The following is a 22,682-nucleotide window of genomic DNA, read 5'->3' on the forward strand; positions in this document are numbered from 1 at the left end:
CGTGATAACGCGAAGCCCGTTGCTACACCGCAACGGGCCTTTTATTTCCCCAAGGGAGGCAGGGAATGCAACAAAGAAAGTCGGATACAATTTGCGGGCTGGTATTGATAGGTTTTTCAACTGCACTGTATTTCTATTTAATTCCCAATTTTGTCGCAAACAGCGAGAGTGGTGCCATGTCACCGCAATTTTTTCCGCGGCTCGGCACTATTCTGATCGGCTTTGGCGGACTGGCCCTGATAAGTCTCTCTGGATTTACAAAATCCCCGAAACAGCCTGAAATCAACCAAATAACACTGAAGGATCGCTTGGCGAAATTCCAGATCGCGCTATTGATCGCCGCTACCATGGCCGGATTCATTCTGATGTTTCAGTCATTCGGATATTTCTACGCAACCCCGCCAACCATTGCTGCCCTCATGCTTCTATTTGGCGCGCGGAATCCTCTGATCATCTTATTGGTTGCCGCCACCACAACCGCAACCTTGTTTATTGTGTTCAGCTTTGGTCTGAACCTGCCACTCGTTTGAGATATGCTCATGATTATTGACCTCCTCTCTGCTTTGGACATGCTACTAACAATCCAGAACCTGATCGCAATCTTTGCAGGTGTGGCCTTCGGCGTTTTCATGGGTGCTGTTCCGGGGTTGACCGGCACCATGGGCATCGCACTCATCATTCCTCTGACCTATGCATTTGAACCAATCACCGCCTTTGCCCTTCTTCTTGGCACCTATAAAGGGGCATTGTTCAGCGGATGTATACCAGCCATCCTTATCAACACACCAGGTACGCCTGCAGCAGCAGCCACGGTTCTTGACGGTTATCCGCTGACCCAAAAAGGGCGCGGCGGTGAAGCAATGGGAATGGCACTATGGTCATCAGTCATTGGAGACGTTATCTCAACCATAGCTCTGATCTTCGGCGCTATCCTGTTGGCACAACTGGCCACCAAATTTGGTCCGCCAGAGTTCACAATGCTGGTTCTGTTTTCTTTGACCATCGTTGCCGGAGTTTCAGGAAAGTCCATAATCAAGGGCCTTATCGCTGCATCCATAGGGTTTATCTTTGGGACGATAGGCCTTGACCCAATGATGGCAACACCACGCTTCACATTCGGTGAGCTCACGATGTTAAATGGCATCTCGCTAATGGCGATGCTGATTGGTCTCTTCGCCGTATCGGAGCTCTTCATTCAGGCAGAGCAGCTCACAGATTCGATTTCAAAGGTTGTCGTTCCCAAAGCCCAAATCAGTTGGGCAAAGATACGAGAGAAGCTTCCCACAATCCTGCGGGGTTCGGTTATCGGGATCATATTGGGCTCAATTCCAGGCTTGGGGGCCACCCCTTCGGCATTTCTCTCCTATTCCGAAGCCAAGCGCGCTTCAAAAACACCTGAGAAATTTGGCAAAGGATCTCTGGACGGTGTGGCCGCAGCGGAATCGGCCAACAACGCAACTGCAGGCGGCGCACTAATCCCGTTGATGGCTCTAGGTGTTCCAGGAGATGTCGTTACGGCAGTTCTACTCGGCGCTTTCCTGATACACGGATTAGCACCCGGACCTCAGCTCTTTGCCGAACATCTCGACCTTGTCTATGCAATATTCATCGCCTTGCTAATCGCCGCACTCATGCTTCCCATTATCGGGCTGGCTGCAATCCGGCTTTTCTCCCGCATTGTGATGATCCCGCGCTATGTGCTTTATCCGATTATCGCAATCCTGTGCTTGCTGGGCGTCTTCGGTTTCAATTCCAGTCCCACTGATCTTTGGATCATGCTGGGCTTTGGATTTCTTGGATATGCCATGCGAAAACTGGCTTTTCCACTTGCCCCCATGATGATTGGTTTTGTCTTGGAACCAATTGGCGAGCAATCGCTTAGACAGGCCCTCACAATTTCTTCCGGAGACTGGTCGATCTTCGTCTCAACCCCAATTTCCATCCTATTTCTGGGCCTGACCGTACTTTCAGTCAGTTTCATAACCCACCGAACTCTGAAAGAGCGCAAGGAGACCCGAACATGAGCCGCGCAGCAAGCCAAACAATGAAAATTCAAAAACCGGTGGTTGTCAGCGAAAAAGGATTGGTCGCATCACAAAACCGCATAGCGTCCGAAATTGGAGCAAATATCCTTCGAAAAGGCGGAAACGCAATTGATTCCGCCATTGCTACATCGTTTGCACTCGGTGTTGTAGAACCATGGATGAGCGGTATCGGTGGTGGCGGTTACATGATCATCCGGCGCGCCAATGATGAAGGGGCTCACGTGGTGGATTTCGGCATGCGATCACCCTCCATGCTGAAGAAAGAAGACTATCCCGTCATCGGTGGGAAGGCCAATGATCTTTTCCCCTGGCCTGTCGTTAAAGACGACGCCAATGTCTTTGGAGCAAAAGCCATCGCAATTCCCGGTCAGGTAGCCGGAATGGCCAAGGCCCATGAAACCTTCGGATCTTTGCCCTGGGCGGATCTTCTGGCTCCTGCCATCATTGAAGCTGAGGAAGGGCTGCTGGTTGACTGGTATGCTCAATTGATCCTCGCAAGTGCAGCCAAGGGGTTGGCCAAATTTCCGGCATCTCGCGCTGTCTATCTCGAAGAAGACGGCTTCCCAAAGGCCTCCGCCTGGACCGCACTTGGCCAGACACGATGTGACCAGAGTGATCTCGCAACCACATTGGCAACCATAGCGTCACAGGGAGCAAAAGCCTTCTACCAAGGGTCTATTGCTCAGAATATGGTGGATGATCTGAAAGCCGCTGGAGGACACCATAGCCTCCAGGATTTTAACGATTACAGAGCCCAAATTGTTCCCGCATCTGAATTTCGGTACAAAGGCCATCGCATTTTCGGAACCCCGGAGATAACTGCCGGACCGACGTTGGAACGGGTATTCCAATGGCTCAAAGAATGGTCTCCTGACGGGATGAGACCTTCAGCGGAAGACTTCACTACATTTGATCAAGTGATCCGTAAAGCCAATCAGGAACGTTTCGAAACAATGGGTGATGTTGCGAATGAACCAGTGCCAGGTTGCACCACACATTTCAATATAGTGGATGAAGAAGGAACAATGGTCTCTGTGACCCAGACGCTCCTTTCAATATTTGGCTCACGTATGACCCTGCCATCAAGCGGGGTCCTTATGAATAATGGAATTATGTGGTTTGATCCCGAATCCGGGAAACCAAATTCCATAGGTCCGAACAAACGCTGTCTCTCTAACATGTGCCCTACATTATTGGAACGTTCGGACGGAACGCGCTTCGGCCTTGGAGCAGCAGGTGGCCGCAAAATCATGCCAGCCGTTGCCCAATTGATATCTTATCTTTTGGACTTTGGCATGGATGCAAATACTGCAATGCACGAACCAAGGATTGATGTCAGTCTGTCGGAAACAACCATCATCGATCATACCTTGCCAGAGCCAATCCGCACCGCCCTAAAGCAAAAGTTACCAAGCATGACCGAAGCCCCACGCACTGTCTATCCCTACCATTTTGCCTGCCCCTCTATTATCGAACGAAATGGTACAATGAACGCAGGAACAACGGAAATTATGGCTCCCTGGGCTGATACTGTATCCGCTGAAAGCTAGGATGCAAGACGCATAAATGAGCTGGATTTGGTGTCAAAATGGTCTGATATGACTGGAAAAAGAGTGCGAATGGGCTGGTTGCCCATTCGCACTCTTTGCGGACGCCAGATCTTGACCATTTTGTCGTCCGAATGATAGGGCGATTTGTCCAATCGCCCTATCACATTGACATGGTACGCATCATGAGAATTGCGCGGCTCCATCGCCAAAGGACCAGTTCTCGCGTTTGGTCTCAACCAGATTGATGATCACATCATTCCGTGGCACATCAGCATCCTTGCTGACATTGTCGGCAATCGCTTCATAAAGCGCTTTTTTCTGATCAGGTGTCCGCCCTTCCGCACAGGTGATCTGCACAATAATCAGATCAGCAGAATGGGTAATGCCCAAAAACTCTGCCGGGCCGATCAACTCGGTCCCCGCCTCATGCTGTGTCACCACTTGAAAGAAGTCCTCGCGCGGAATTGCAAAAGCAGAGATCAGAGCTTCATGGACAGCCTGGCTCAGAACAACACCGTAATGCGAACTCTTTCCTTGCGGATGATGGATGCGCACGAATGGCATGATATTTCTCCCTGGAATATCTGAGTGCCCGATTTAAAAGTCTCCAATCGAGACTTTTAGGCTGCATCACCAGCCCTCTCGCCCTCCCAAACCACCCGATATGGTACCCTCGTGAGCGGTTTGGGAGGGGAGAGGGCTCGGCCAAGACATTTAAATCAGGCTCTGAATTTCAAAACGGTAAAACTGGTCAGCGAAAAGCTCAGGTTCCGATCAACTCGATACGATACCCATCCGGATCCTCGATAAATGCGATGACATCACGCTGCCCGTTTGTCGCACTATATGTCATGGGCCCCGGATCACGCAGAATCTTGACATTCATCCCCGCCAAACGCTCACAAGCAGCAGCGATGTCAGCAACGGCAACGGCGATATGGCCGAACCCCGTACCATGACCATAGTCTTTCTCGCCATAATTGTAGGTCAGCTCGATGACAGATGCATTTCTCTCATCCCCATAGCCAAGAAAAGACAAGGTAAACTGCCCATCCGGATAATCCTCGCGTCGCAACTCTCGCATACCAAGTGCGTCGCGGTAGAAGGCGACGGAACGCTCCAGATCGCCAACCCGGATCATGGCGTGGAGTAAGCGATGAGGAATAGATTGAGGGTTGGGCATCATGGTCATTTTCAGATCCTTGCAATTGATGAGAAAGGCGGACGGAAAGACGAGCCTCCCGTCCGGCAGAATTGTGTCTTCTTGCAGGCAAGTCGATTATCCGCCTGACACCGCATCACCAATTTCGCCATTGGTCATGGCCTTACCGTCAAGATTCCATGTACCATCAACCGCATGAACACCGTTGGACCAGATGCGATCCTTGGCAAGCGTTCCACCCGACAGATCATGCAGGATCTGCGTTGCCTCCCCAAAGAATGCGCTCTGCACCTCGTGATCAGCCAGAGCGAAGGTCGGCGTCGTGGTCTCAACCCAGGCCCCTTCAACCGGCTTACCACCAGCAAAGGTGTGGGTCTTTGGCAAAATCGCAACATGCGCCGTGATGTTGGGCGTCATCTTGGTATTCCCGCTCATGCCGTGATGTTTGAGAAAAGACTCGGTGATTTTGGCAACAGCAACAGCTTCCTGCCCCGTCGGCAGGACACCATCAGTAAGGGTTAGGGATATTGGCATCTAACGTCTCCATTATTAACTTGCAAAATGCAATATGTAATATGTAATTTCCTAAAACTATATATTGCATTTTGCAAGTCTTTTTTTTAGAGTTGGAAAATGAAACCAGAAACCAGAAAACGCCCGTCCGGTTGCCCCATTGCATTCGGGCTCGATATCTTTGGGGATCGCTGGACCTTGCTGATCATCCGCGAGATCATGCTGCGCGGAAAACGCACCTATAGCGAATTTCTGCAGGCCGAAGAGGGCATTGCAACGAATATCCTCGTTGACCGGCTCAAGCAGCTCGAAAGTGACGGAATCGTCGAGAAAAGCCGCGACCCGGAAAATCGCCGCAGCTTCCTTTATACCCTGACCCAAAAGGGACGCGATCTGGCGCCGATATTGCTGGAGATCATCATATGGAGCGGCACGCACGACGACCGTCCAAACGCATCACACGATGTGCTGGACAAGATCCGTCATGACCGCAAAGCCTTCGAAGCACAGCTTCGTTCAGTCTAGGTTGGACCGCAGAACACAAGACATTTCCAAGGCATAGCAAGCAATTTTGGTAGATAAAGGCCAGGTCGCAACCTTAATCAAAACCGACAAGCTGAGCAAGAAACGGGTGGCAAGATCACTTCTTCAAATGCTTCAGTAACAGTCCTTCTTTCAAAGTTACGGAATGCTACTGATGACACTTGCACTCATATTATTCTTGTTCCCGCTTGCCTATAGTCCGGGTCCGGGTAACATGTTTTTCGCTGCCAACGGAGCAAGATTTGGTTTCCGTGCAACGATACCGGCAAATATCGGATATCACATCGCAACTTGGCTGGTGACTGCGGCAATTGGCTTTGGCCTTCTGACCACAATCGAGACATTCCCTCAATTCTTTATGGCATTGAAGATTGCTGGATCCCTCTATGTTCTTTTCATAGCCTGGAAAATGCTGAGAGCAGGAACACTGCAAGGAGCTGAAGAAGCAAAACCCGCAACATTTATCGACGGCGTCGTTCTGCTGCTCTTCAACCCCAAAGCCTATGTGATCATTGCTCTGATGTTCACTCAGTTTTTGAACACGTCCACCACGGAAATATTCGCTCAAATCATATTGATCACGACAATATTCACGCTCAACAATCTGGTAGCATTCTCAATCTGGACACTGATTGGAGACAGGATAGCAAACCTGTTCAGATCACCCGATAGCGCGAAAACACTCAATCTTGCATTCGGTATAATTCTGACTGCCGTCGCAGTGTGGATGCTCTTTGCCTGAAGCTGGCAATGCCCAGAAAACTCAGGATCGTTGACAAAATCATGGCCTTGAAAACCATCATCAAAACCGCCAATCATACAAGAAGCTTGCGACTAAACTGCACCATCAACAAATATAATCGTCCCATCACAAATGGTCAGTGCGACAGGTAAATCGCGCAGCTCATTGGTGTCACAGTCTTCGATATCACCATCCAACATGACCAGATCAGCGGCCAGTCCGGGTTTGAGGCTACCATGATGCTGGTCGCGAAATGCCATCCAGGCATTCACGGCGGTGTAACTGTCCAACGTGTTCATCAGGGTTTGGCTCTGATCCGGCCAGCTTGGTCCAAGATCCATCGGAGCGACCGCACATTGGATATTGGCCATGACATCAACCGGCACCACGGGCCAATCGGTAGAAAAGGCCAACGGGATGGCCCTCTCGCGCAGAGTTTGCCACGCATAGGCTCGCACATATTCATCATCATAAAGAACGGTGTTTGGCTGAGGTGGTTCGAAGAAACCTGCAAATGGTGCATGTCGGGGCTGCATTGATGCCACGACATCCAGCCTTTTCATGCGATCGATATCCGCTGCGGAAATCACTTCGATATGCTCGATCCGGTGGCGAGCATCCCGTTTGCCGTTGCACTTGCGGGCATATTCATATCCATCCAGCACACGGCTGACCGCAAGATCGCCCACTGCGTGCACGCTGATTTGCAGCCCCATGGCATCGGCAATGCGGCAGGCTTCATTGAAGCGGTCGGAATCAAACACGGCTTCACCCTGTATACCCGGCCTATCAGGATAGGGACGGGATTTCAGGGCCGTCCGGCTTTCCAACACCCCGTCCATGAACATTTTCACCCGACCGGACCAGACCTTTTCGCTTCTATATTGCTCATGCATCTGGGCGGCCTCTTGCAACCGGTCCAGCGGATCGTAATTTTTCAGATGCATCGGCACTTGAACGCGTATATTCAGCCGTCCTTCGGCTTCCAGTTCACTCAGCAATTCAAGAAGATAGAAATTGCCGTCCATATTGTGCAATGTGGTGATACCATGCTCTGCTACATGGTCAATCCCTTTTAAAAGCAGTAACTTGTCTGCTTCACGTTCAGCTTTGGTTGCAGCAGGATCGGGGTCATTCCCTGTGACATACCCAAGCATATCCCGCCCGCCGGTACGTGACAGAGCCAGAACCGGACCAAAGGCTCCCGTCTCCAGCAAAATGCCATTGGCCAAACCATCATCTCCCATGACCACATGACTGCCCTCGGGCATATCTGCCCCATCCAGCAATCCTGCCTTCTCAAGCGCCGCTGTATTGGCCCAGACCGTATGAAGGTCTGCCGCCAGCAGGGCAAATGGCCGATCTGGCAGAATGGCGTCGAGCAACAAGCGCGGAGGAGTGCCCAGCCCGACAAACAGATCGTAGAAGGCACCAACACCCAGAACCAGGGGCTCTTTTGCACGCATGCTGGCATAATCATGCACTTTGGGCTGGATATCGGCCAAATCCGTCAGCCCGCCTACCGGTAGAAAATCCAACTCTGCCGATCCTTGAAACAAGTGCACATGGCTATCAATAAAACCGGGCAATATCGTACGCCCACCTGCATCGATCACGTTGGTATGCGGTTCTGCGAGTGTTTTTATCTCGGCCGTCTTTCCAATCGCGGAAATGCGCTGTCCTGTGATGGCAATGGCCTCGGCGCGAGGATGATCTGGCACCATTGTCAAAATGCGTGCGTTCAAAAGGATCAGGTCGGTCATATGCCGTCAGCTTTCAAAGAAAAAAGCGGGGCCGAAGCCCCATCAGGTGTGGTGGCGTTATTGCAGAAGCGCGGTCCAAACACGGTTCTGCAACTCGACCGCCTTGGGAGAGCAGGTTTTTGAGAAGACAAGCGGCGTGCCTTTTGGCGGTGACAATTCATGGGCGGTTTTCAACTTGTCGCTCATGAAGGCTTCACTGCCTGCGATGCCGTTGGAATATCCGGCAAAATTGGACTGAATGGCAATGTTTGCCGGATCCATCAGGAATTCGATGAATTTGATGGCATTGTCATAGTTCGGTGCCCCCTTGGGCACAGCAATATTATCGGCCCATGCAATCACCCCTTCTTTGGGGAAAGCATATTTCATCGCCGGGTTTTGATTGCGTGCCCGAATGGAGTAACCGTTCCAATTCTGATGCACGGCAACATCCCCCGAGCTCAGGCGCTCCAGAATGCCATCGGAATTATAGGTCTTCACATGCGGTTTTTGCGCTTTCAGCAGATCAAGTACCTTTTGCATGTCTTTGGGATTTTCGTTGCAAAGCGGCAGTCCCAGCGAAATCAATGCCATCGAGATCACCTCATCGGCAGATTTGAACATGCCGATCTTGCCCTGCAATTCCTTGGTGGGCTGGAACAGGATTTTATAGGTGTTGATGTCACCAGCATAGATGTCCGTATTTACGGTGAATGAGGTGGTCCCCCATTGCCATGGGATTGTATAGATATTGTTCTTATCCCAGGATGGACTGGTGAAACTGGCACTCAGGTTGGCCGCGCCTTTGAGTTTTTCAGCGTTGATGGGCTGCAAAAGCCCTTCCGAGACAAAGATCTGGACAAAATTGTGGCTGGGCACCACGATGTCATAACCGGTGGCCCCGGATTGCAGCTTGGCCAGCAACGTCTCATTGGAATCGTAAGTATCGAGCGTGACGGAAATACCCGTTTCGGCCTCAAATTTCTTGATCAGGTCGGGCGCGGTATAATCCGTCCAGTTATAAACGAACAGCTCTCCGTCAGCAAAGGCGGCACCTGTGCCAAGCAAAAGGCCCAGCAAGGATGTAGCGAACTTTTTCATGATTTCCTCCCAGTTATGATCCACGTCCCTATTTCTTTTTTCCGACCAGATAGGACACGGTGACAATGAGGACCGAAACCCCCAAAAGAACGGTCGAGATGGCGTTGACCTCGGGCGTGATCCCCACGCGCACAAGGCTGTAAATATAGATGGGCAAGGTGGTTGATCCGGCTTCGGCCACCATCAGGGTAATGATGAAATCATCCAGAGATATGATGAAGGCCAACATGGCCCCGGACACAATGCCCGGCATCAGAAGCGGCAATGTGATCAGTCGCAGCGTGTCCCATTTGTTTGCATAAAGATCGCGCGCCGCACTCTCCAGACTCTCATCCATCCCCTCCAGACGGGCACGAATGGGCAGATAGGCAAAGGGGATGCAAAAGACTGAATGGGCAATGATGATATTGCCAAGCCCCAGCGACAACCCGATGGCGGAGAAAAAGGTAAGCGTGGCCACTGCGGTGACAATCTCGGGCACCATCAAAGGCAGGATCAAAATCCCGCCAAACAGCTTCTTGTTTTTCACGACCCGGTTGCGGGACAATGCCAATGCCGCCATCATCGCCATGGCTGTTGCGCTGGCGGTGGAACACACCGCGATGATAAGGCTGTTTTTGGTGGCACGCTGGATATCGTCATTGGCAAAGGCTTTGACATACCAATCCAATGAAAACCCGCTCCAGACAGTTGCAGATCGTGAATCATTGAAAGAAAACACCACCAGGATAATCAGCGGCAAATAGAGAAAAAGAAAGAAGAACAGGGTGATCCAGTTGAAACCGGGCAGCCGGCGTATATCATGTTTATGGGTCAATGTTGGATCCCCCCGCCATTTTTTCTGGCACTACGGGCATAGAAGAACAGGCTTATCAGAACCATTGCCATGATGATCATTGCCAGAGCGGATCCAAAGGGCCAGTTACGCGCAGACGAGAATTGCAGTTGCACCAAAGATCCCAGCATCAGATTCTTGCCCCCACCCAAAAGGTCGGGCGCGATGAAGGCACCAAGCGCCGGAATGAAAACCAGGATTGATCCCGCAACAATTCCCGGCATTGCCAACGGGATGACCACATGGCGCAAGGCCACCCAACGGCTGGAATACAAGTCCCGCGCGGCCTCGATCAGACGTCGGTCAAGCCGCTCAAGCGCCGCATAGATCGGCAGGACCATGAATGGCACATAGGTGTAAATCAGTCCCAGTGCAATTGCGCCCTCGGTATAGAGCAAGGAGAGCGGCTCATCTATGAGACCCAGCCGCATCAAGCCCCCATTGATCAACCCGGTGTCGCGCAATACCAGGATCCAGCAATAGGTGCGGATCAACAGATTGGTCCAGAACGGGATGGTGATCAGCAGCAGATAGATGTTGCGTCGCTCTTCCGGTTGGCAGGCAATGTAATAAGCCACCGGGAACCCAAGGATCAGGCATCCAACAACCGAGACGACAGCAACCCAAACGGACCGAAACGCAATTTTCAGATAAGCCGGGTCGAACACCATATGATCAAACAGGTCCCGTTGAAACAGCAAACGTTGATAGGCATCAATCGAAAATTCGGGTTTTACGCCACCATAGTCACCAGGTGCCAGAAACGAATAGATCAGAATGATCAGGATCGGCAGGATCATGAAAAAGCCGATGACCACCATTGCCGGGATCAGCGCCATATGAGAACGGATCATGTCTCCGAGCCGCATCATGGTGTCACCACCCGCACGGCCGCAGGATCAATCTCAACCACCACATCCGCTCCAACATCCGCAATGGCAGTGCCATCCTTGTGGTTTTCCGAGCGCACCGTTAGCGCTCCACCTTGCGCCAGCTCCACGACATAATCGGTACTGTTCCCCAGATACAGAATATCGGACACTCGTCCGCGCACACCTTCACCTGCATGCTTCAAGGTCGCCTTCTCCGGGCGGAAAAACAACGTCACCTCGGCTCCAGATGCTGTTTTGGTTTCTGGTCCGATCAGGATTTCCCCGTTTGACAATTCATAGCGGGACCCTCCCAAGGCCTCAGCCTCGAAGAAATCCGCATCACCAATGAACTCTGCAACAAAGCGGTTTTCGGGGAATTCATAGATGGTGGCGGAGTCACCAACCTGCTGGATTTCACCCTGCGACATCACCGCGATCCGATCACTCATCGCCAGTGCTTCTTCCTGATCATGGGTGACGAAAACAAAGGTGATCCCGGTTTCTCTTTGCAGACGCTTCAATTCCGCCCGCATGGATTGACGTAACTTCAGATCAAGCGCAGACAAAGGTTCATCCAGCAGCAACACACGAGGATGCGGTGCCAGCGCACGAGCCAGTGCCACACGCTGTTGTTGCCCCCCTGAAAGCTGGTCCGGTTTACGTGCACCAAATTCCGACAGATGCACCAGATCCAGCATCTCCTGCGCCATTTTTTTGGCCTCGCCATCTGGCTTGCCCAAACGTTTGAGGCCAAAGGCGACATTGTCGAGAACCGTCATATGCGGAAACAGCGAGTAATGTTGAAACACTGTATTGATCGGACGTTTCTCCGGCGGAAGATGCGCAATATCATCTCCGAACAAGGTCAGCTCCCCTGCTGTCGGCACTTCGAATCCCGCCATAAGACGCAAAAGCGTGGTCTTGCCACAACCTGATGGCCCCAGAAGCGTGAAGAATTCATTGTCATTGATGGTCAGATCAGCATTTCGCAACGCCCGTACCGGGGGCGACCCCGGATATGTCTTTTGAAGCCCATTCAGGCCAATTGCGGATGTCATGCCATTTCCTCCCAAAAATCGGCGCCTTTATTTTCAACGTGAATTGACTTTGAAACTGGTATCCAATACCACCAGAGTGGTATATTTCGATAAAAAAAAGCAAATTTGGTGGTGCGGAGTCGCAAGAAGGGCGTTTCATGGATGAATATGACTTTCTGGGCGAAATCGCGCTTGCAGACGACATAGACAGTTTTGATCGCGCTATCACGGCGTTTGGCAGTCAGACCTTCCGAGCCAAAAGCATTCTGGCGATCCATTTTCATCGCTCCCGCCTTCCCAAAATTCTTTTCCGCTGGATACCAGATGAGACATTGCGCCAGCTCTTTGATGAACGGTATGACAAGTTGGGCTATATGGTAGACCCGTTTTTCCATCGCGCCTTTACCGTCAAGGATTGGGAAGCCTGTCTGTTAAGAGACATCGCACCAGACCGGTTTGAATCAAGCGAGTATTTCACCAACTATTTTGGGGCAACAAATATGGTGGATGAGCTGGGATTCGTGGCGCGGATTGATGAGACCTCCGCAGTTCATCTCTCAATGGGGCGCAATCACGGACAACGACGGTTTCGCGCCACCGAGCTTGCCAAATTCCAGCAACTAGCAAAGGTTCTGGCCCCTAAATTGAGGCAGGTTCTGGTCAATCAGCCCGCCGTGGAAGTGATGGAATCGCAACCGTTGGACAGCAGGTTTCATGCCATGGCTCACGCACGTCGCACCGACATCTCGATGCGCGAAGCGGAGGTCGCTGCCTTGATCGTTCAGGGGCATTCCAGCAGAGCCATCGGGTTGAAACTCGGGATTTCAATCCAGACGGTCAAAGTCCATCGCCGATCGCTATACAAGAAGCTGAGCATCTCATCACAAAATGAGTTGTTCGGACTGTTGGTCAGTTATGTCGGGTCAGATGCATAGCAACCCCGAGACCAAACAGAAGAATGGAACATCTACATCAAGCTCAGCGCCCGATTTAAACGCCTCGATCAGAGACTTTCAGGCTGCACCACCAGCGCGCTCAGACGAGGAGAGGCAAAAAACGGCACGTAACACCAACGGTCGGCATCACCCCCATGATTGCCCGTTTCATCCATGCCATGATCAGCGGTGACCAATACCTGATAACCCCGCTTGATCAGACGCGCGCCAATCAAAGCAAGGGCGCGCGTTTGTCGCGTTCGCAGCTCTATCAAGTCCCCGCCCCCATTTCTACTCGATCAATTTTACCCTTAGGGACTTGGAACCGAAGAGTGCGCGATTTTCCTGAAATCCAGCAGGGTTGAAAGGCTACTGTTATCTGCAGTCTTTCTCGATCGTGACGAGTCCGTCCTTGGCCACGGCAAGCACAGCCGCTCGGTCGGGCAAGGCAGCAACAAATTGGGTGATTTCTGCAGAGCCTTCGATCCGATGAAAAGTCTCGAACGCAGCGGAGGAATAGACGTCACCAGTCCTGCGGTCATTGATCAAATAGGCTTCCAGCTTGGGAAAATACTCGATGCTCACATTATGGCGCCAAGGATCATGGAAAGGGAATTGCGTAACCTGCTTTATCAGCAGATCGTCATTCATTACAAAGACACCCTTTTCGGACTGAAGAAGTTTTTTCAGACCGCTATGAACAAAGCGCACATGCCTTCCCAAGATGTCATAGCCAAGGCCGGGAACGGCGGCAAAGTCTTTGCCGTCAAACAAAACGCGTCCCTTGTCTGTTTCGATCAACAGATCCCCGGTTTCAGGTAATGCATCTATAAACGTCGAAAAGGAAAGAAACCCATTGCCATCGTCAATTTTGGCTGGTGCGATATTTGGAATTTCTTCCGGGACTGTCTGACCATATCTCAAGATATAAAGCTTGGGCGTCTCTGGTTCGATGACTTTGCCCCACCAGGTTTTCTTTCGTTCCGAAAACATCGGATTCCACAAAAGTGCGGACCGCGACTTTTCATGCTGCGTCCAACCGTCTTCAGAAATTGCCTTGTCAAAGACAGGCCGGCCATCCTCAATCCGGAAAAAAGCGGTTGGCCGATTATTCGTAAAAATCTTGAGTATCCTGACATCTTCTTCGACAAGAATTGTCTTGTCTCTCAAATAATAGTCAAGAACACGCGCATCCTCTTTTTCAAACTCTTCACTCGCAGGCAGCCAAACCCCATCCTTATCCTTCAAGAACCAAAAACGATTGCCTTTCTTAGATTCAAAATTCGCAGAGGTTTTGGCCAAATAGCCCTCAAGCTCCGGGATAAAGTGAATATCGCCAACGCCACGCTCAAGCAACGTGGGCAAGGTGGTCGGCAGGACTTTACCCGCCCATATCACAGAGATTCTATTTGAATTTTTGGGCTGAAAGAAAAGGATCTGCGAGACAGCATCAAAACTGGCAGCTACATAATCTTGTGTGCCTTCGATCCGTTCGAACCTTTCACCATCCGCTGGCAAATAATAGATGGCCCTTGGCTTTGAGCCTATTCCTATCGCCCCGCCAGCACGCAAGGGAAATGTTCTGTAAGGGTATGACAAGCCCCAGACATGGGGGAAATCCTCCCTCACCAGACGATAGTCATTATCGACAATCTCATAGATTTCATGCCTGTTATAGGCTTTGACCAGAAGCCCCATTTTACCACCAACGACAAGCGGATCACTGGCCATACGATAAGGGGATTTGACCTCCACCGGCAGTTTGGGTTTGCCATTCTTGAGTGCTTTTATGCAAAAATTGCCAGCAAAAGCAGGGAATAGAGAACCAAGAAACAACGCAAAAAATAAAGAGAGACGAAACATGATATGACCTTACGGCTAGTATAGGTCCATCCATATCTTATGAGACTGAATAAATCGCTAGTATGCAAAGTCCCCAAACTGATGCGTAAAATTATTTTCATTGCCTTGCTTATCGGTGTCACTCTTGTGGTCTGGAACAAGACGACACAGAGTTCAAAGACCGTGGTCATTGACCAGACTGATTACAACCTGACCTTTTCCGTATCCTGGGACTGGGGAATGGAAGAGAGACTATCACTCAACGAAAAGGGTGGTTTCTGGCCATTGGCTGAAAGCGAATGGTTCGAAATATACAAGAAGCCGTATAACTCGGGCGCTGCTCTCTATATCGATGATAGAAGGAAAACCATCTTTATCGGGACGCGTTATAAGCTGGGCATTCTTGATCTTGATGAAGGCACCCTATCCTTCACCTGCGACAAGAGCAAAATTCCTGCACTGAGCAACTTTGGTGAGCAGATTACGACTTTTGGAAACAGAGAGAAGGATGAAACTCTTGATCCGGCCGCACCAAGCTTCCCCTCATATATCGAACCCAAAACTCTTGGCGACACCATACCTGTCTCACCACCACCCTCGAAATACTATTCCGTACTCCAGTATCTGGGGATGTTTGGCATTGTCAGAGGTGATGGACGCGGGAGCGAAGTTGGATTTGCCCCCGCAGACAAAGCTCCAGAGCCTCGGGTTGCCCTATATGTGCATTGTGGTTAACAAACCCATCAGCCAATCAAAGCAAGGGCGCGCGTTTATCGCGTTCGCAGCGTTCCGCAGCCAGAATGTCATCAACCAGCAACTCTGACAGTCTGACGCCCGGCTCGACCGGGATCAAGCCGCGCAACTGCAGATCCAGAAAGCGCAGGCAGCAGACCCGTAGGAAGGATGTGAAATTGCCGATATCATGGCCTGCATCCAGACTCTCATTATAAAGCCGGAGCAAGAGCTGTGGGACGGTCAGATCATCCCGTTCCCCGATCGTCTCCAGAGTGCGCCAGAAAAGATCTTCCAGGCGCACGCTGGTCACCATCCCATCCATCCGAAAGGATCGGGTCTGGGGCGTCCAAAGTGCAGGATCTGCGTCTATGAACAATTGGCACATTGTTACCTGCCGAGGCGTTCTTTAACATCTGCCGCGAAATCTTCGTAGCGGCGCAAAGACTTTACCTCAACATTCACATGATGTCCCATTCTTTGCATGATCGGCAGATCAAACAGGATCTGATCCAGCGCATCCGGGCTTTCGACATCAACAATGGCGGTGACTTTGCGCTCGCCTACGATCTTCCAAAGATCCTTGACCACCCCTGCCGATTTTGCGCCCAGGGCAGCATCGGCTTCTTCTGCCCATACGCCCAGCAAGCCCTGCTGCTGCATGGTGGCATCATATTCGACATTGAAATTCAATTGATAAAGCATTTTGGTCTCCTCCCCTTATGCTTTGATTTAAGAGCTCGCTGTGAATTGCATGTCCTGCCCACTCCCCCTCCCAAACCACCCGATATGGTACCCTCGTGAGCGGTTTGGACGGGGGAGTGGGCTTGGCCAGGACTTTCAATCAAGCTCTAAGAGAACCTTCCCCCTTTTTCGATCACTTCGATCTGATAACCATCGGGGTCAGCCACGAAGAAAAATCTGGCAACACGTGTGCCAGCCGGGCGAAAATCAACAATGTCCCTTGGCTCGGCCCCGGCAGCAATCACCTGCTCCCGCGCGGCCTCGAGATCATCCACCACAAGGGCAAGATGGCCATAGCCATCCCCCAGATCATAAGGCTCTGTCCGCTCTTTATTGATTGTCAGTTCCAGCTCAAAGACTGATTGGTCGGACACCATATAGATCAAGCAGAAGCTTTCGAAATCGAGCTTGTCTTTGACGCTGAGCCCGAATGCTGCTTCGTAAAATGCCACCGAGCGCTTTTCATCAAGAACCCGGATCATGCTGTGAATGAGTTTTGCCATAAAATTTTCTCCCATCTCACCTTAACTGGAGCGAAGACCAAAGTGGTATTATGGGAATACTACAGCGAGATTTAGTGCCCGATTTAAAAGTCTCTGGATGAGACTTTTAAGTAGCATCACCAGCCCTCTCCCTCTGCCAACCGCCCCTGAAAGTATCGAGAGGGTACCATGACGGGTGGTTTGGGAGGGGGAGTGGGCTTGGCCAGGGACTTTTAATCAAGCTCCAAGTACAGGAACTCTCCAAAACAAAAAGGCCGAACCATAGATAGGCCCGGCCTTGATGCAAGGAAATAACGCAAAGATCAGACGAGCGGTGACGCTGTCATACTGACCGGGCGATTGATCCCGAGAAGAGCAAGGATTGTGGGCGCCAGAGCGCGTTGATCCAGCATCTCGGTCTCATTGGCTTTCAGCCTGTCCGTGAAGGCAAAGAAAGGCACTTGGCGAAGACAATCCGCGTCGCCGCCATGATTGCCCGTTTCATCCATGCCATGATCAGCGGTAACCAGCACCTGATAACCCCGCTCTATCAGACGCGGGATCAGCCTTGCCAGCGCCGCATCCACCTTTTGTGCCTGACGCACATAACCCGCCCCAAGACCGATTATGGGCATGGCCAAGCGTATCGCAGCTGGAGGAATGCAAAAGCAGATAGTCAGGCGCATGACGGTCGGCAATCATCCAGGCCTGTGCGCAGAGGTCGATCTCGGCTGGCTGCACGGAATTGTCCGCATCATAGCCATCCATGCTGTAATAGCGCCCATAAGCGATGGGCGCCTTCGGATCATTGATTTCGATATGGGTGAAGGGATCAAATTCAGAGCCGCCAAACAGGCTATGGAAATAGCTATGCCCGACCACGCCACTTAAACCGCCTGCGGCTTTGACTTCCGAAAAGACGCTTGGACTGGTTGAAGGACGCAGACCTTCATTATCCAGCAAGCCATGCTCGGTCGGGGTAAGACCAGTATGGATGGTCTCATAAAGCGGCGCCGAAATGGTGGGAAGACATGCTTCCATGGTCCAGAGCCGTGCATCACCCTTGGCGACCGCTGCCATCAGATACTTGCAGGCGACACGGGCCGTATCATCGCGCAAGCCATCAATCACAATCAGACAGACTTTGCTCATCGCTTATGCCTCGCCGCGTCGCATATGGGCATCGACCAGACGCTGGACCCTAGGGGCGAAATGGCGAAAGTCCGGGGTCTCCATGCCAGCAATCTTGCCCGCTTCATCCAGATAGCGCACGGCGATGATCTGTTTCAGGTTCGGGTTCTTTTCGAACTCGGCCACCTCTTCCTCGCTCATCGGTCCGCCCTGCAGATTGAGCGAATGAATGGAGGCCTCTGACAGACGCTCGAAATAGGATGGCTTGGTTGCACAGAGATAGCGCTTTGCCGCCACATGATAGCGGCAGCAATCGGTCACGACGCTGGGAAAGAAGCGCTCCAGCACTTCCGCGCCCGCATCTTCATGATAGCGGTCTTCGGTATCATCCATGGTGAAGGTGCCAAACTCGGACGTGAAATGCCCGATATCATGCAACAGCGCTCCAACGACAATTTCGTCGGGCTGGTTGTTCTGCTCGGCAATGGTGGCCCCTTGCAGCATATGCTCGCCCATGGTGACCGGCTCGCCCAGATATTCCTCGGCACCTCGACGCTCGAAAATATCGGCCAGAAATTCCACAATGTTATCGGCGCTCAGATCCTGTTTTGCAGTGCTCATTCTGCTGCCTCCAAACGCTTGCGAGACAAAGCATCGCGCACCGAACGCAAACCGTCCTTGTCGGCATAGCATCCCTGCAGCCAGCGTTTGCCGATGCCGGAATAAGCCTTGCGAGCATGCAGCACGCGGGTATTGTCAACGACAAAGGCCTCGCCCGGCTCCAAACGGAAGACCACCTCCATGGCCGGGTCATCAATGATCTCGCCAAGACGGCGATAGGCGGCATACCACAACGCCATCTTCTCGAACGGCACATCCGTTACAGCCGCCAGCGAGCGGTTGTTGAAGCGCACCCCGATCAGCTCCCCATCCGGGGCCAGTTCGATCATCGGGCGACGCGAGGTCAGGCAGACACCCTCTTCGCCAGCATATTCAAAGCGGGCGCAATGCTCGGCCAATACATCAAAGTAATCCGGATTTTCCTTTTGCAGACGGCGGGCACAGGCAAAACCATCCACCACCATATTCTCGCCCCCGGCAGCCGAGCTTTCCAGACAATAAAGCACCTGAATGGAGGGCACCGGATCGCGATAAGGGTTATCGGTATGGGCCTGCAATCCCAGCCCGGTAAAGGCCAGATTGGTCGGGTTCACCTCGGTGCGCACTTCAAAATGCTTGCCATAATTGGTCTCACGCACATAGCCGAACAGATCGACCACATCAAACAGAGCCCCCTCTTTCACTGGCGCAGCTTCAATCTTGCCAAAGCCATAGCGGGCAACATTGTCAATCCAGTTGGCATAGTCCGCGCCGCGCTGCACCAGCGCCGGATATTGGCCGGTCGGCACATTGGGCTGCAGGCTCGAATCCCATGGGGTGATGTCATCAGACAACCAGCCAGACACAGGTTTATCGGCTTTATCATACGCATTGGCCTTCAACCAACCCAGATCGAATGTCACGCTCTTGTCTTCCGGCGCGAAGGTCACGCTCAGCACCTCGCCGTCGATTGAGGCGGCAGACATCACCGTCACGGCCGGGATATCGCGCAGCGCAATCAATCGCTGGCCGTTGCCCGGGGCGCGGGTCTCAATGTCTTGCGCATTGTCGCGCAGCCAGATGGCATGAAATCGAAGGCGGAAATCGTCGGAATGCAGCGTCAGAACGGCGCCATTCTCACTCAGCGTGGCTTGCATGATGTGGGTCCTTTGGTCGAATTACCCTACCATCTTGGGGAAAATGCTTATAAACTCAAATTAGAAAAATTAAAGCTAAGGGGCGGTTTCATTTATGGAAGAGTCATCGCAGAGTTTGCCTCCGCTGGAATGGGTCCGCGCGTTTGAAGCCACTGCCCGCCTCGGCAGTTTCACCGCCGCCGCCAATGAGATCGGCCTCACCCAACCTGCCGTCAGCCAGCGCATCGGACTGCTGGAAAAGCATCTCAATACCCAGCTTTTCCTGCGACAGGCCCGCACCATTTCCCTGACCGTGGACGGAGAAACCTGGCTCCCCTATGTGCAGGCGGCCTTGCGCGGCTTGAGCGAAAGCTCTGAGCTGCTCTTTGCCAGCGGCAAAAATCGCCTGACCATCTCGGCCAGCCAATCGGTCATTTCCCTATGGCTGTTGCCAAGGCTGGCACGGGTCCATGCCGATACCGGCGCGCAGATTTCCGTCCAATCCTATATTCTGGGCGGACAGACCGCCACAACCGACAACAGCATCCAGATCCGATATGGCTCGGGCCACTGGCCCCATCATTATCAGATCCCGCTCTTCACCGAAGCACTGGCCCCGGTCTGTGCGCCCAGCCTTCTGGAAGCAGCAAAAACGGACGACTGGACCAGCCTGCCACGCCTTGCCTGCACCGGGCCTCGTCCTGATTGGAGCAGTTTCACCCAACGCTTCGCCCTGCCCTCCACGCCCATGCCGCAAATCCGCATCGACACCATGGACGGCACCATAAAAGCCGCCAAAGCAGGCCTCGGCGTCGCCCTCGGCTCCCTGCCGCTATGCCTGTCCGATCTGCAAAGCGGCGCGCTTGTCCGTCTAGGCGAGCATATCTTCGACCATAGCGAGACCTACTGGCTCTTGGCCACCAGATCCGCCATCAGCCGCCGCCAATGGGAGAGCCTGTCGAGCGCGCTGACTGCGACGGGGGTTTAGGGGGGAAGAATGGAGTTCGGAACCAAGCACACAAAGCGAACGAGCTGCAGTTACACTGTGGCCCGGCTTGTTTGATCGTAGGACCCAAGGACCACTTTGCGCCCCAAGCCAATGAGACGACAATGGCGTATATCTATTTCTTTGACGAGTTTCGATAAGGGAAAGCGCTGATGAGGTATTTTAAAAATGAACTGACATGGTAACCGCGCGAATTTGTTTTCCTTTTGCTCAAACAGAAACTCTCGAATTCTTTGGCATAGCTAGGGTTCATATTTTGCCTAAGCTTTATAAAAGGGAGTGTCTTTTGATAGATAGTGTTGAAATTTTTAAGACCTAGTTCGGTGGAAAACTGGGAATCCAGCTTACCTTCATTCAACAGCTTGGAGAGACTATTGTATTCATTGAGAACAAGTTCGATATGGTCAAGCGTAAGGGCCTTGCCTTGAAAGAGAGGATAGTCGTCGTCAGGTTTGTCGACACGCATATCCGCCCGAAGTTCGCCGAGTTTGGTTGTGGCGTCTTTTTGTGTCAGTTCCGTATTGCTTAAATACTCCTCGAGAACATCGAAGCAATTACCAACGTGTTCAGAATGAATAAATCTCTTGATCGAAACCATTTGAGGATCGACTAATCGGCGGTACGCATCTTGTTGCTTTCTGATTTCGTCGTTCGCAATTTGCTGTCTCACCATAAACAGCTGAATTATAGCAAAGCTAGTTATGATCAAAGTTAGCAGTGAGATCGTAGCTTGCAGCCATGTACCCAAGTTACCCAGCCGAGCTTCGATGCTTCTAACTTCGTGGGCTGCTGGTAATACCAATTCTACCGTATCGTAAATAAATACATCTCTAGCGAATAAAATCAAAAAAAACGAAACAGCGGTCCAGATCAACAGCACTAATACAGATTTCATTTCAAATCCATCGAGATTTTTTTTAATTCAATCTTCAATTCATTAAAGCTTATATTTGAGTACCATTCATATGATTTTTCAATACCCTCATTAATGGAAGTATAGAAATTATTATTTATAAACCCCTCAACTGCGGGAAGAGAGGAGAAATACATACCGGATTGCTCACCACGCCTCATCTTAATGTTTTCAATAGCTGCGTTTGATTTTGTTACACTCAATATTTTTTTTGCAACATCACTTACCGTTAACTTTGTCGAAGCGGAAATCTCAAGTGGCGTCTTAGGTAAATTTGAAAACATTGTTGACAATATCGTCTTTGCAGCGTCCTCGATGTAAATCAGCCGCACTTCCTCATCTCCATCGCCAAAAATCTCAATTGGATTTCCTATTATTGCCTGAGCGAAGAAAGTCGGAACCATTTTCCTAACTGGCGATATACTTTGACCAGGACCATACAAATTCCAGAGTCGCAATATCCGAGTATCAAGCCCATATGTCTCGGCATAAGAGAGTGTTAATTTCTCAACGGCGGCGGACGTTACCGAGTAAACATTGTTCCATTCATTTGGCTTGGCCGGTATAAATAATCGTGTGTTTCGATTATATCTTTTGATTGCTTCTAAGACATTTAGGGTGCCGACGATGTTAGTATCTATAGCAAGCCGCGCACGATCAAATAACTCGTGTGTTCCCAGAACACCCGCTAGATGAAACACCCAATCTACGCTTCGTATTTCTTCTAAGATCGCGCCTTCGTCTCTAACGTCCCCGACTATGTAACGCACCCTAGATGAAGTGTGCTGTTGGCAAGGTTTGCAAATATCGAAATTTGTTACTTCAAAACCTTGAAGAACTAATTGATCGATGACTGCTCCACCTACAAAGCCAGTTCCTCCGGTCACCAAACACTTAACCATATATCAAGTTCCTCAAGGATATGAATCTTGCAGAAAATTTGGTTTGATAAGTACATCAAAAAAGCTGTGATGGAGTTTTGGGCAGCCGCAACTAATGAGGATTGCAAAATTCTCTCA

The 22,682-nt window shown here is 51.3% G+C and carries 27 protein-coding genes; 8 read left to right on the top strand and 19 right to left on the bottom strand.

The window, feature by feature from the left end; genetic code table 11:
* The first annotated feature begins 65 nt into the window (after positions 1 to 65).
* The 3 genes from CRO57_RS11640 to CRO57_RS11650 are packed head-to-tail and all read left to right on the top strand — an operon-like array spanning position 66 to position 3,595.
* The gene (locus tag CRO57_RS11640; protein ID WP_097153616.1) at positions 66 to 530 is read left to right on the top strand and encodes a tripartite tricarboxylate transporter TctB family protein; all 465 of its coding nucleotides are present in this window, start codon (positions 66 to 68) and stop codon (positions 528 to 530) included.
* Between the two features lie 9 nt (positions 531 to 539).
* On the top strand, positions 540 to 2,024 hold the full coding sequence (locus CRO57_RS11645) for a tripartite tricarboxylate transporter permease (protein WP_097153617.1): 1,485 nt from the start codon (positions 540 to 542) through the stop codon (positions 2,022 to 2,024).
* A complete protein-coding gene (locus CRO57_RS11650) occupies positions 2,021 to 3,595 on the top strand; it encodes a gamma-glutamyltransferase (protein WP_097153618.1) in 1,575 nt (524 codons plus the stop codon). The genes CRO57_RS11645 and CRO57_RS11650 overlap by 4 nt, the downstream gene beginning before the upstream one ends.
* A 180-nt stretch (positions 3,596 to 3,775) precedes the next feature.
* On the opposite strand, the gene CRO57_RS11660 is transcribed toward CRO57_RS11650, so the two are convergent.
* The 3 genes from CRO57_RS11660 to CRO57_RS11670 all read right to left on the bottom strand — a co-directional run bounded on the left by CRO57_RS11660 (position 3,776) and on the right by CRO57_RS11670 (position 5,291).
* A complete protein-coding gene (locus tag CRO57_RS11660; protein WP_097153620.1) occupies positions 3,776 to 4,159 on the bottom strand; it encodes a tautomerase family protein in 384 nt (127 codons plus the stop codon).
* A gap of 199 nt (positions 4,160 to 4,358) precedes the next feature.
* Positions 4,359 to 4,787: a lactoylglutathione lyase gene (gene gloA, locus CRO57_RS11665; protein ID WP_244580083.1), complete on the bottom strand. Its 429-nt coding sequence runs from the start codon at positions 4,785 to 4,787 to the stop codon at positions 4,359 to 4,361.
* Between the two features lie 87 nt (positions 4,788 to 4,874).
* Positions 4,875 to 5,291 carry a 4-oxalocrotonate tautomerase gene (locus tag CRO57_RS11670; protein ID WP_097153621.1) on the bottom strand — a complete coding sequence of 139 codons (417 nt, stop codon included), beginning with the start codon at positions 5,289 to 5,291 and terminating at the stop codon, positions 4,875 to 4,877.
* A gap of 99 nt (positions 5,292 to 5,390) precedes the next feature.
* On the opposite strand from CRO57_RS11670, the gene CRO57_RS11675 reads away from it, so the two are divergent.
* Positions 5,391 to 5,795 (top strand): winged helix-turn-helix transcriptional regulator, encoded by a 405-nt coding sequence (locus CRO57_RS11675; protein WP_097153622.1) that lies wholly within the window; start codon positions 5,391 to 5,393, stop codon positions 5,793 to 5,795.
* A 172-nt stretch (positions 5,796 to 5,967) separates the two neighbouring features.
* Complete coding sequence (locus CRO57_RS11680; protein WP_244580084.1) at positions 5,968 to 6,555, top strand: LysE family translocator; 588 nt, start codon at positions 5,968 to 5,970, stop codon at positions 6,553 to 6,555.
* Between the two features lie 92 nt (positions 6,556 to 6,647).
* Here the strand turns inward: CRO57_RS11680 and CRO57_RS11685 are convergent, their stop codons facing one another.
* From CRO57_RS11685 to CRO57_RS11705, 5 genes are read right to left on the bottom strand one after another with little or no spacing between them, the layout of a single operon-like run.
* Positions 6,648 to 8,318, bottom strand: coding sequence for an amidohydrolase (locus CRO57_RS11685; protein WP_097153624.1), 1,671 nt, complete (start codon positions 8,316 to 8,318; stop codon positions 6,648 to 6,650).
* 57 nt (positions 8,319 to 8,375) lie between these two features.
* Positions 8,376 to 9,398: an ABC transporter substrate-binding protein gene (locus tag CRO57_RS11690; protein WP_097153625.1), complete on the bottom strand. Its 1,023-nt coding sequence runs from the start codon at positions 9,396 to 9,398 to the stop codon at positions 8,376 to 8,378.
* Positions 9,399 to 9,426: 28 nt separating this feature from the next.
* Complete coding sequence (locus CRO57_RS11695; protein ID WP_097153626.1) at positions 9,427 to 10,215, bottom strand: ABC transporter permease; 789 nt, start codon at positions 10,213 to 10,215, stop codon at positions 9,427 to 9,429.
* The gene (locus CRO57_RS11700; protein WP_097153627.1) at positions 10,212 to 11,105 is read right to left on the bottom strand and encodes an ABC transporter permease; all 894 of its coding nucleotides are present in this window, start codon (positions 11,103 to 11,105) and stop codon (positions 10,212 to 10,214) included. Before CRO57_RS11700 ends, CRO57_RS11695 begins: the two co-directional genes overlap by 4 nt.
* Entirely contained in the window at positions 11,102 to 12,163 is a 1,062-nt protein-coding gene (locus CRO57_RS11705) for an ABC transporter ATP-binding protein (protein ID WP_097153628.1), read from the bottom strand. Before CRO57_RS11705 ends, CRO57_RS11700 begins: the two co-directional genes overlap by 4 nt.
* Positions 12,164 to 12,300: 137 nt before the next feature.
* Between CRO57_RS11705 and CRO57_RS11710 the strand changes: the two genes are divergently transcribed.
* Positions 12,301 to 13,077 carry a helix-turn-helix transcriptional regulator gene (locus CRO57_RS11710; RefSeq protein WP_097153629.1) on the top strand — a complete coding sequence of 259 codons (777 nt, stop codon included), beginning with the start codon at positions 12,301 to 12,303 and terminating at the stop codon, positions 13,075 to 13,077.
* 68 nt (positions 13,078 to 13,145) lie between these two features.
* Here CRO57_RS11710 and CRO57_RS11715 read toward each other — a convergent pair whose 3' ends face one another.
* A complete protein-coding gene (locus tag CRO57_RS11715) occupies positions 13,146 to 13,352 on the bottom strand; it encodes a hypothetical protein (protein ID WP_097153630.1) in 207 nt (68 codons plus the stop codon).
* Positions 13,353 to 13,452: 100 nt separating this feature from the next.
* Positions 13,453 to 14,940, bottom strand: a complete 1,488-nt coding sequence (locus CRO57_RS11720; RefSeq protein WP_097153631.1) for a hypothetical protein — start codon at positions 14,938 to 14,940, stop codon at positions 13,453 to 13,455.
* 81 nt (positions 14,941 to 15,021) lie between these two features.
* Here CRO57_RS11720 and CRO57_RS11725 point away from each other — a divergent pair, with 81 nt between their 5' ends.
* On the top strand, positions 15,022 to 15,654 hold the full coding sequence (locus CRO57_RS11725; RefSeq protein ID WP_097153632.1) for a hypothetical protein: 633 nt from the start codon (positions 15,022 to 15,024) through the stop codon (positions 15,652 to 15,654).
* A 16-nt stretch (positions 15,655 to 15,670) separates the two neighbouring features.
* Here CRO57_RS11725 and CRO57_RS11730 read toward each other — a convergent pair whose 3' ends face one another.
* The 7 genes from CRO57_RS11730 to tmpA all read right to left on the bottom strand — a co-directional run bounded on the left by CRO57_RS11730 (position 15,671) and on the right by tmpA (position 19,765).
* Positions 15,671 to 16,039 carry a ribbon-helix-helix domain-containing protein gene (locus tag CRO57_RS11730; protein ID WP_097153633.1) on the bottom strand — a complete coding sequence of 123 codons (369 nt, stop codon included), beginning with the start codon at positions 16,037 to 16,039 and terminating at the stop codon, positions 15,671 to 15,673.
* A 2-nt stretch (positions 16,040 to 16,041) separates the two neighbouring features.
* Positions 16,042 to 16,356, bottom strand: coding sequence for a muconolactone Delta-isomerase (locus CRO57_RS11735; protein WP_097153634.1), 315 nt, complete (start codon positions 16,354 to 16,356; stop codon positions 16,042 to 16,044).
* 146 nt (positions 16,357 to 16,502) lie between these two features.
* Entirely contained in the window at positions 16,503 to 16,898 is a 396-nt protein-coding gene (locus tag CRO57_RS11740) for a VOC family protein (protein WP_097153635.1), read from the bottom strand.
* Positions 16,899 to 17,200: 302 nt separating this feature from the next.
* Positions 17,201 to 17,512 (bottom strand): alkaline phosphatase family protein, encoded by a 312-nt coding sequence (locus CRO57_RS24380; protein WP_244580085.1) that lies wholly within the window; start codon positions 17,510 to 17,512, stop codon positions 17,201 to 17,203.
* Positions 17,394 to 18,029: an alkaline phosphatase family protein gene (locus CRO57_RS11750; RefSeq protein WP_097153637.1), complete on the bottom strand. Its 636-nt coding sequence runs from the start codon at positions 18,027 to 18,029 to the stop codon at positions 17,394 to 17,396. The genes CRO57_RS24380 and CRO57_RS11750 overlap by 119 nt, the downstream gene beginning before the upstream one ends.
* A gap of 3 nt (positions 18,030 to 18,032) precedes the next feature.
* Positions 18,033 to 18,629, bottom strand: a complete 597-nt coding sequence (tmpB, locus tag CRO57_RS11755; protein ID WP_097153638.1) for a (R)-1-hydroxy-2-trimethylaminoethylphosphonate oxygenase — start codon at positions 18,627 to 18,629, stop codon at positions 18,033 to 18,035.
* On the bottom strand, positions 18,626 to 19,765 hold the full coding sequence (gene tmpA / locus CRO57_RS11760; protein ID WP_097153639.1) for a 2-trimethylaminoethylphosphonate dioxygenase: 1,140 nt from the start codon (positions 19,763 to 19,765) through the stop codon (positions 18,626 to 18,628). Before tmpA ends, tmpB begins: the two co-directional genes overlap by 4 nt.
* 94 nt (positions 19,766 to 19,859) lie before the next feature.
* Here tmpA and CRO57_RS11765 point away from each other — a divergent pair, with 94 nt between their 5' ends.
* On the top strand, positions 19,860 to 20,732 hold the full coding sequence (locus CRO57_RS11765; protein ID WP_097153640.1) for a LysR family transcriptional regulator: 873 nt from the start codon (positions 19,860 to 19,862) through the stop codon (positions 20,730 to 20,732).
* 133 nt (positions 20,733 to 20,865) lie between these two features.
* Here the strand turns inward: CRO57_RS11765 and CRO57_RS11770 are convergent, their stop codons facing one another.
* Together CRO57_RS11770 and CRO57_RS11775 are read right to left on the bottom strand one after the other, a co-directional pair.
* Complete coding sequence (locus CRO57_RS11770) at positions 20,866 to 21,645, bottom strand: hypothetical protein (protein WP_097153641.1); 780 nt, start codon at positions 21,643 to 21,645, stop codon at positions 20,866 to 20,868.
* Positions 21,642 to 22,565: an NAD-dependent epimerase/dehydratase family protein gene (locus CRO57_RS11775; protein ID WP_097153642.1), complete on the bottom strand. Its 924-nt coding sequence runs from the start codon at positions 22,563 to 22,565 to the stop codon at positions 21,642 to 21,644. Before CRO57_RS11775 ends, CRO57_RS11770 begins: the two co-directional genes overlap by 4 nt.
* Positions 22,566 to 22,682: the final 117 nt, after the last annotated feature.

It is taken from the genome of Cohaesibacter gelatinilyticus (assembly GCF_900215605.1).
GTDB classification, from domain to species: domain Bacteria; phylum Pseudomonadota; class Alphaproteobacteria; order Rhizobiales; family Cohaesibacteraceae; genus Cohaesibacter; species Cohaesibacter gelatinilyticus.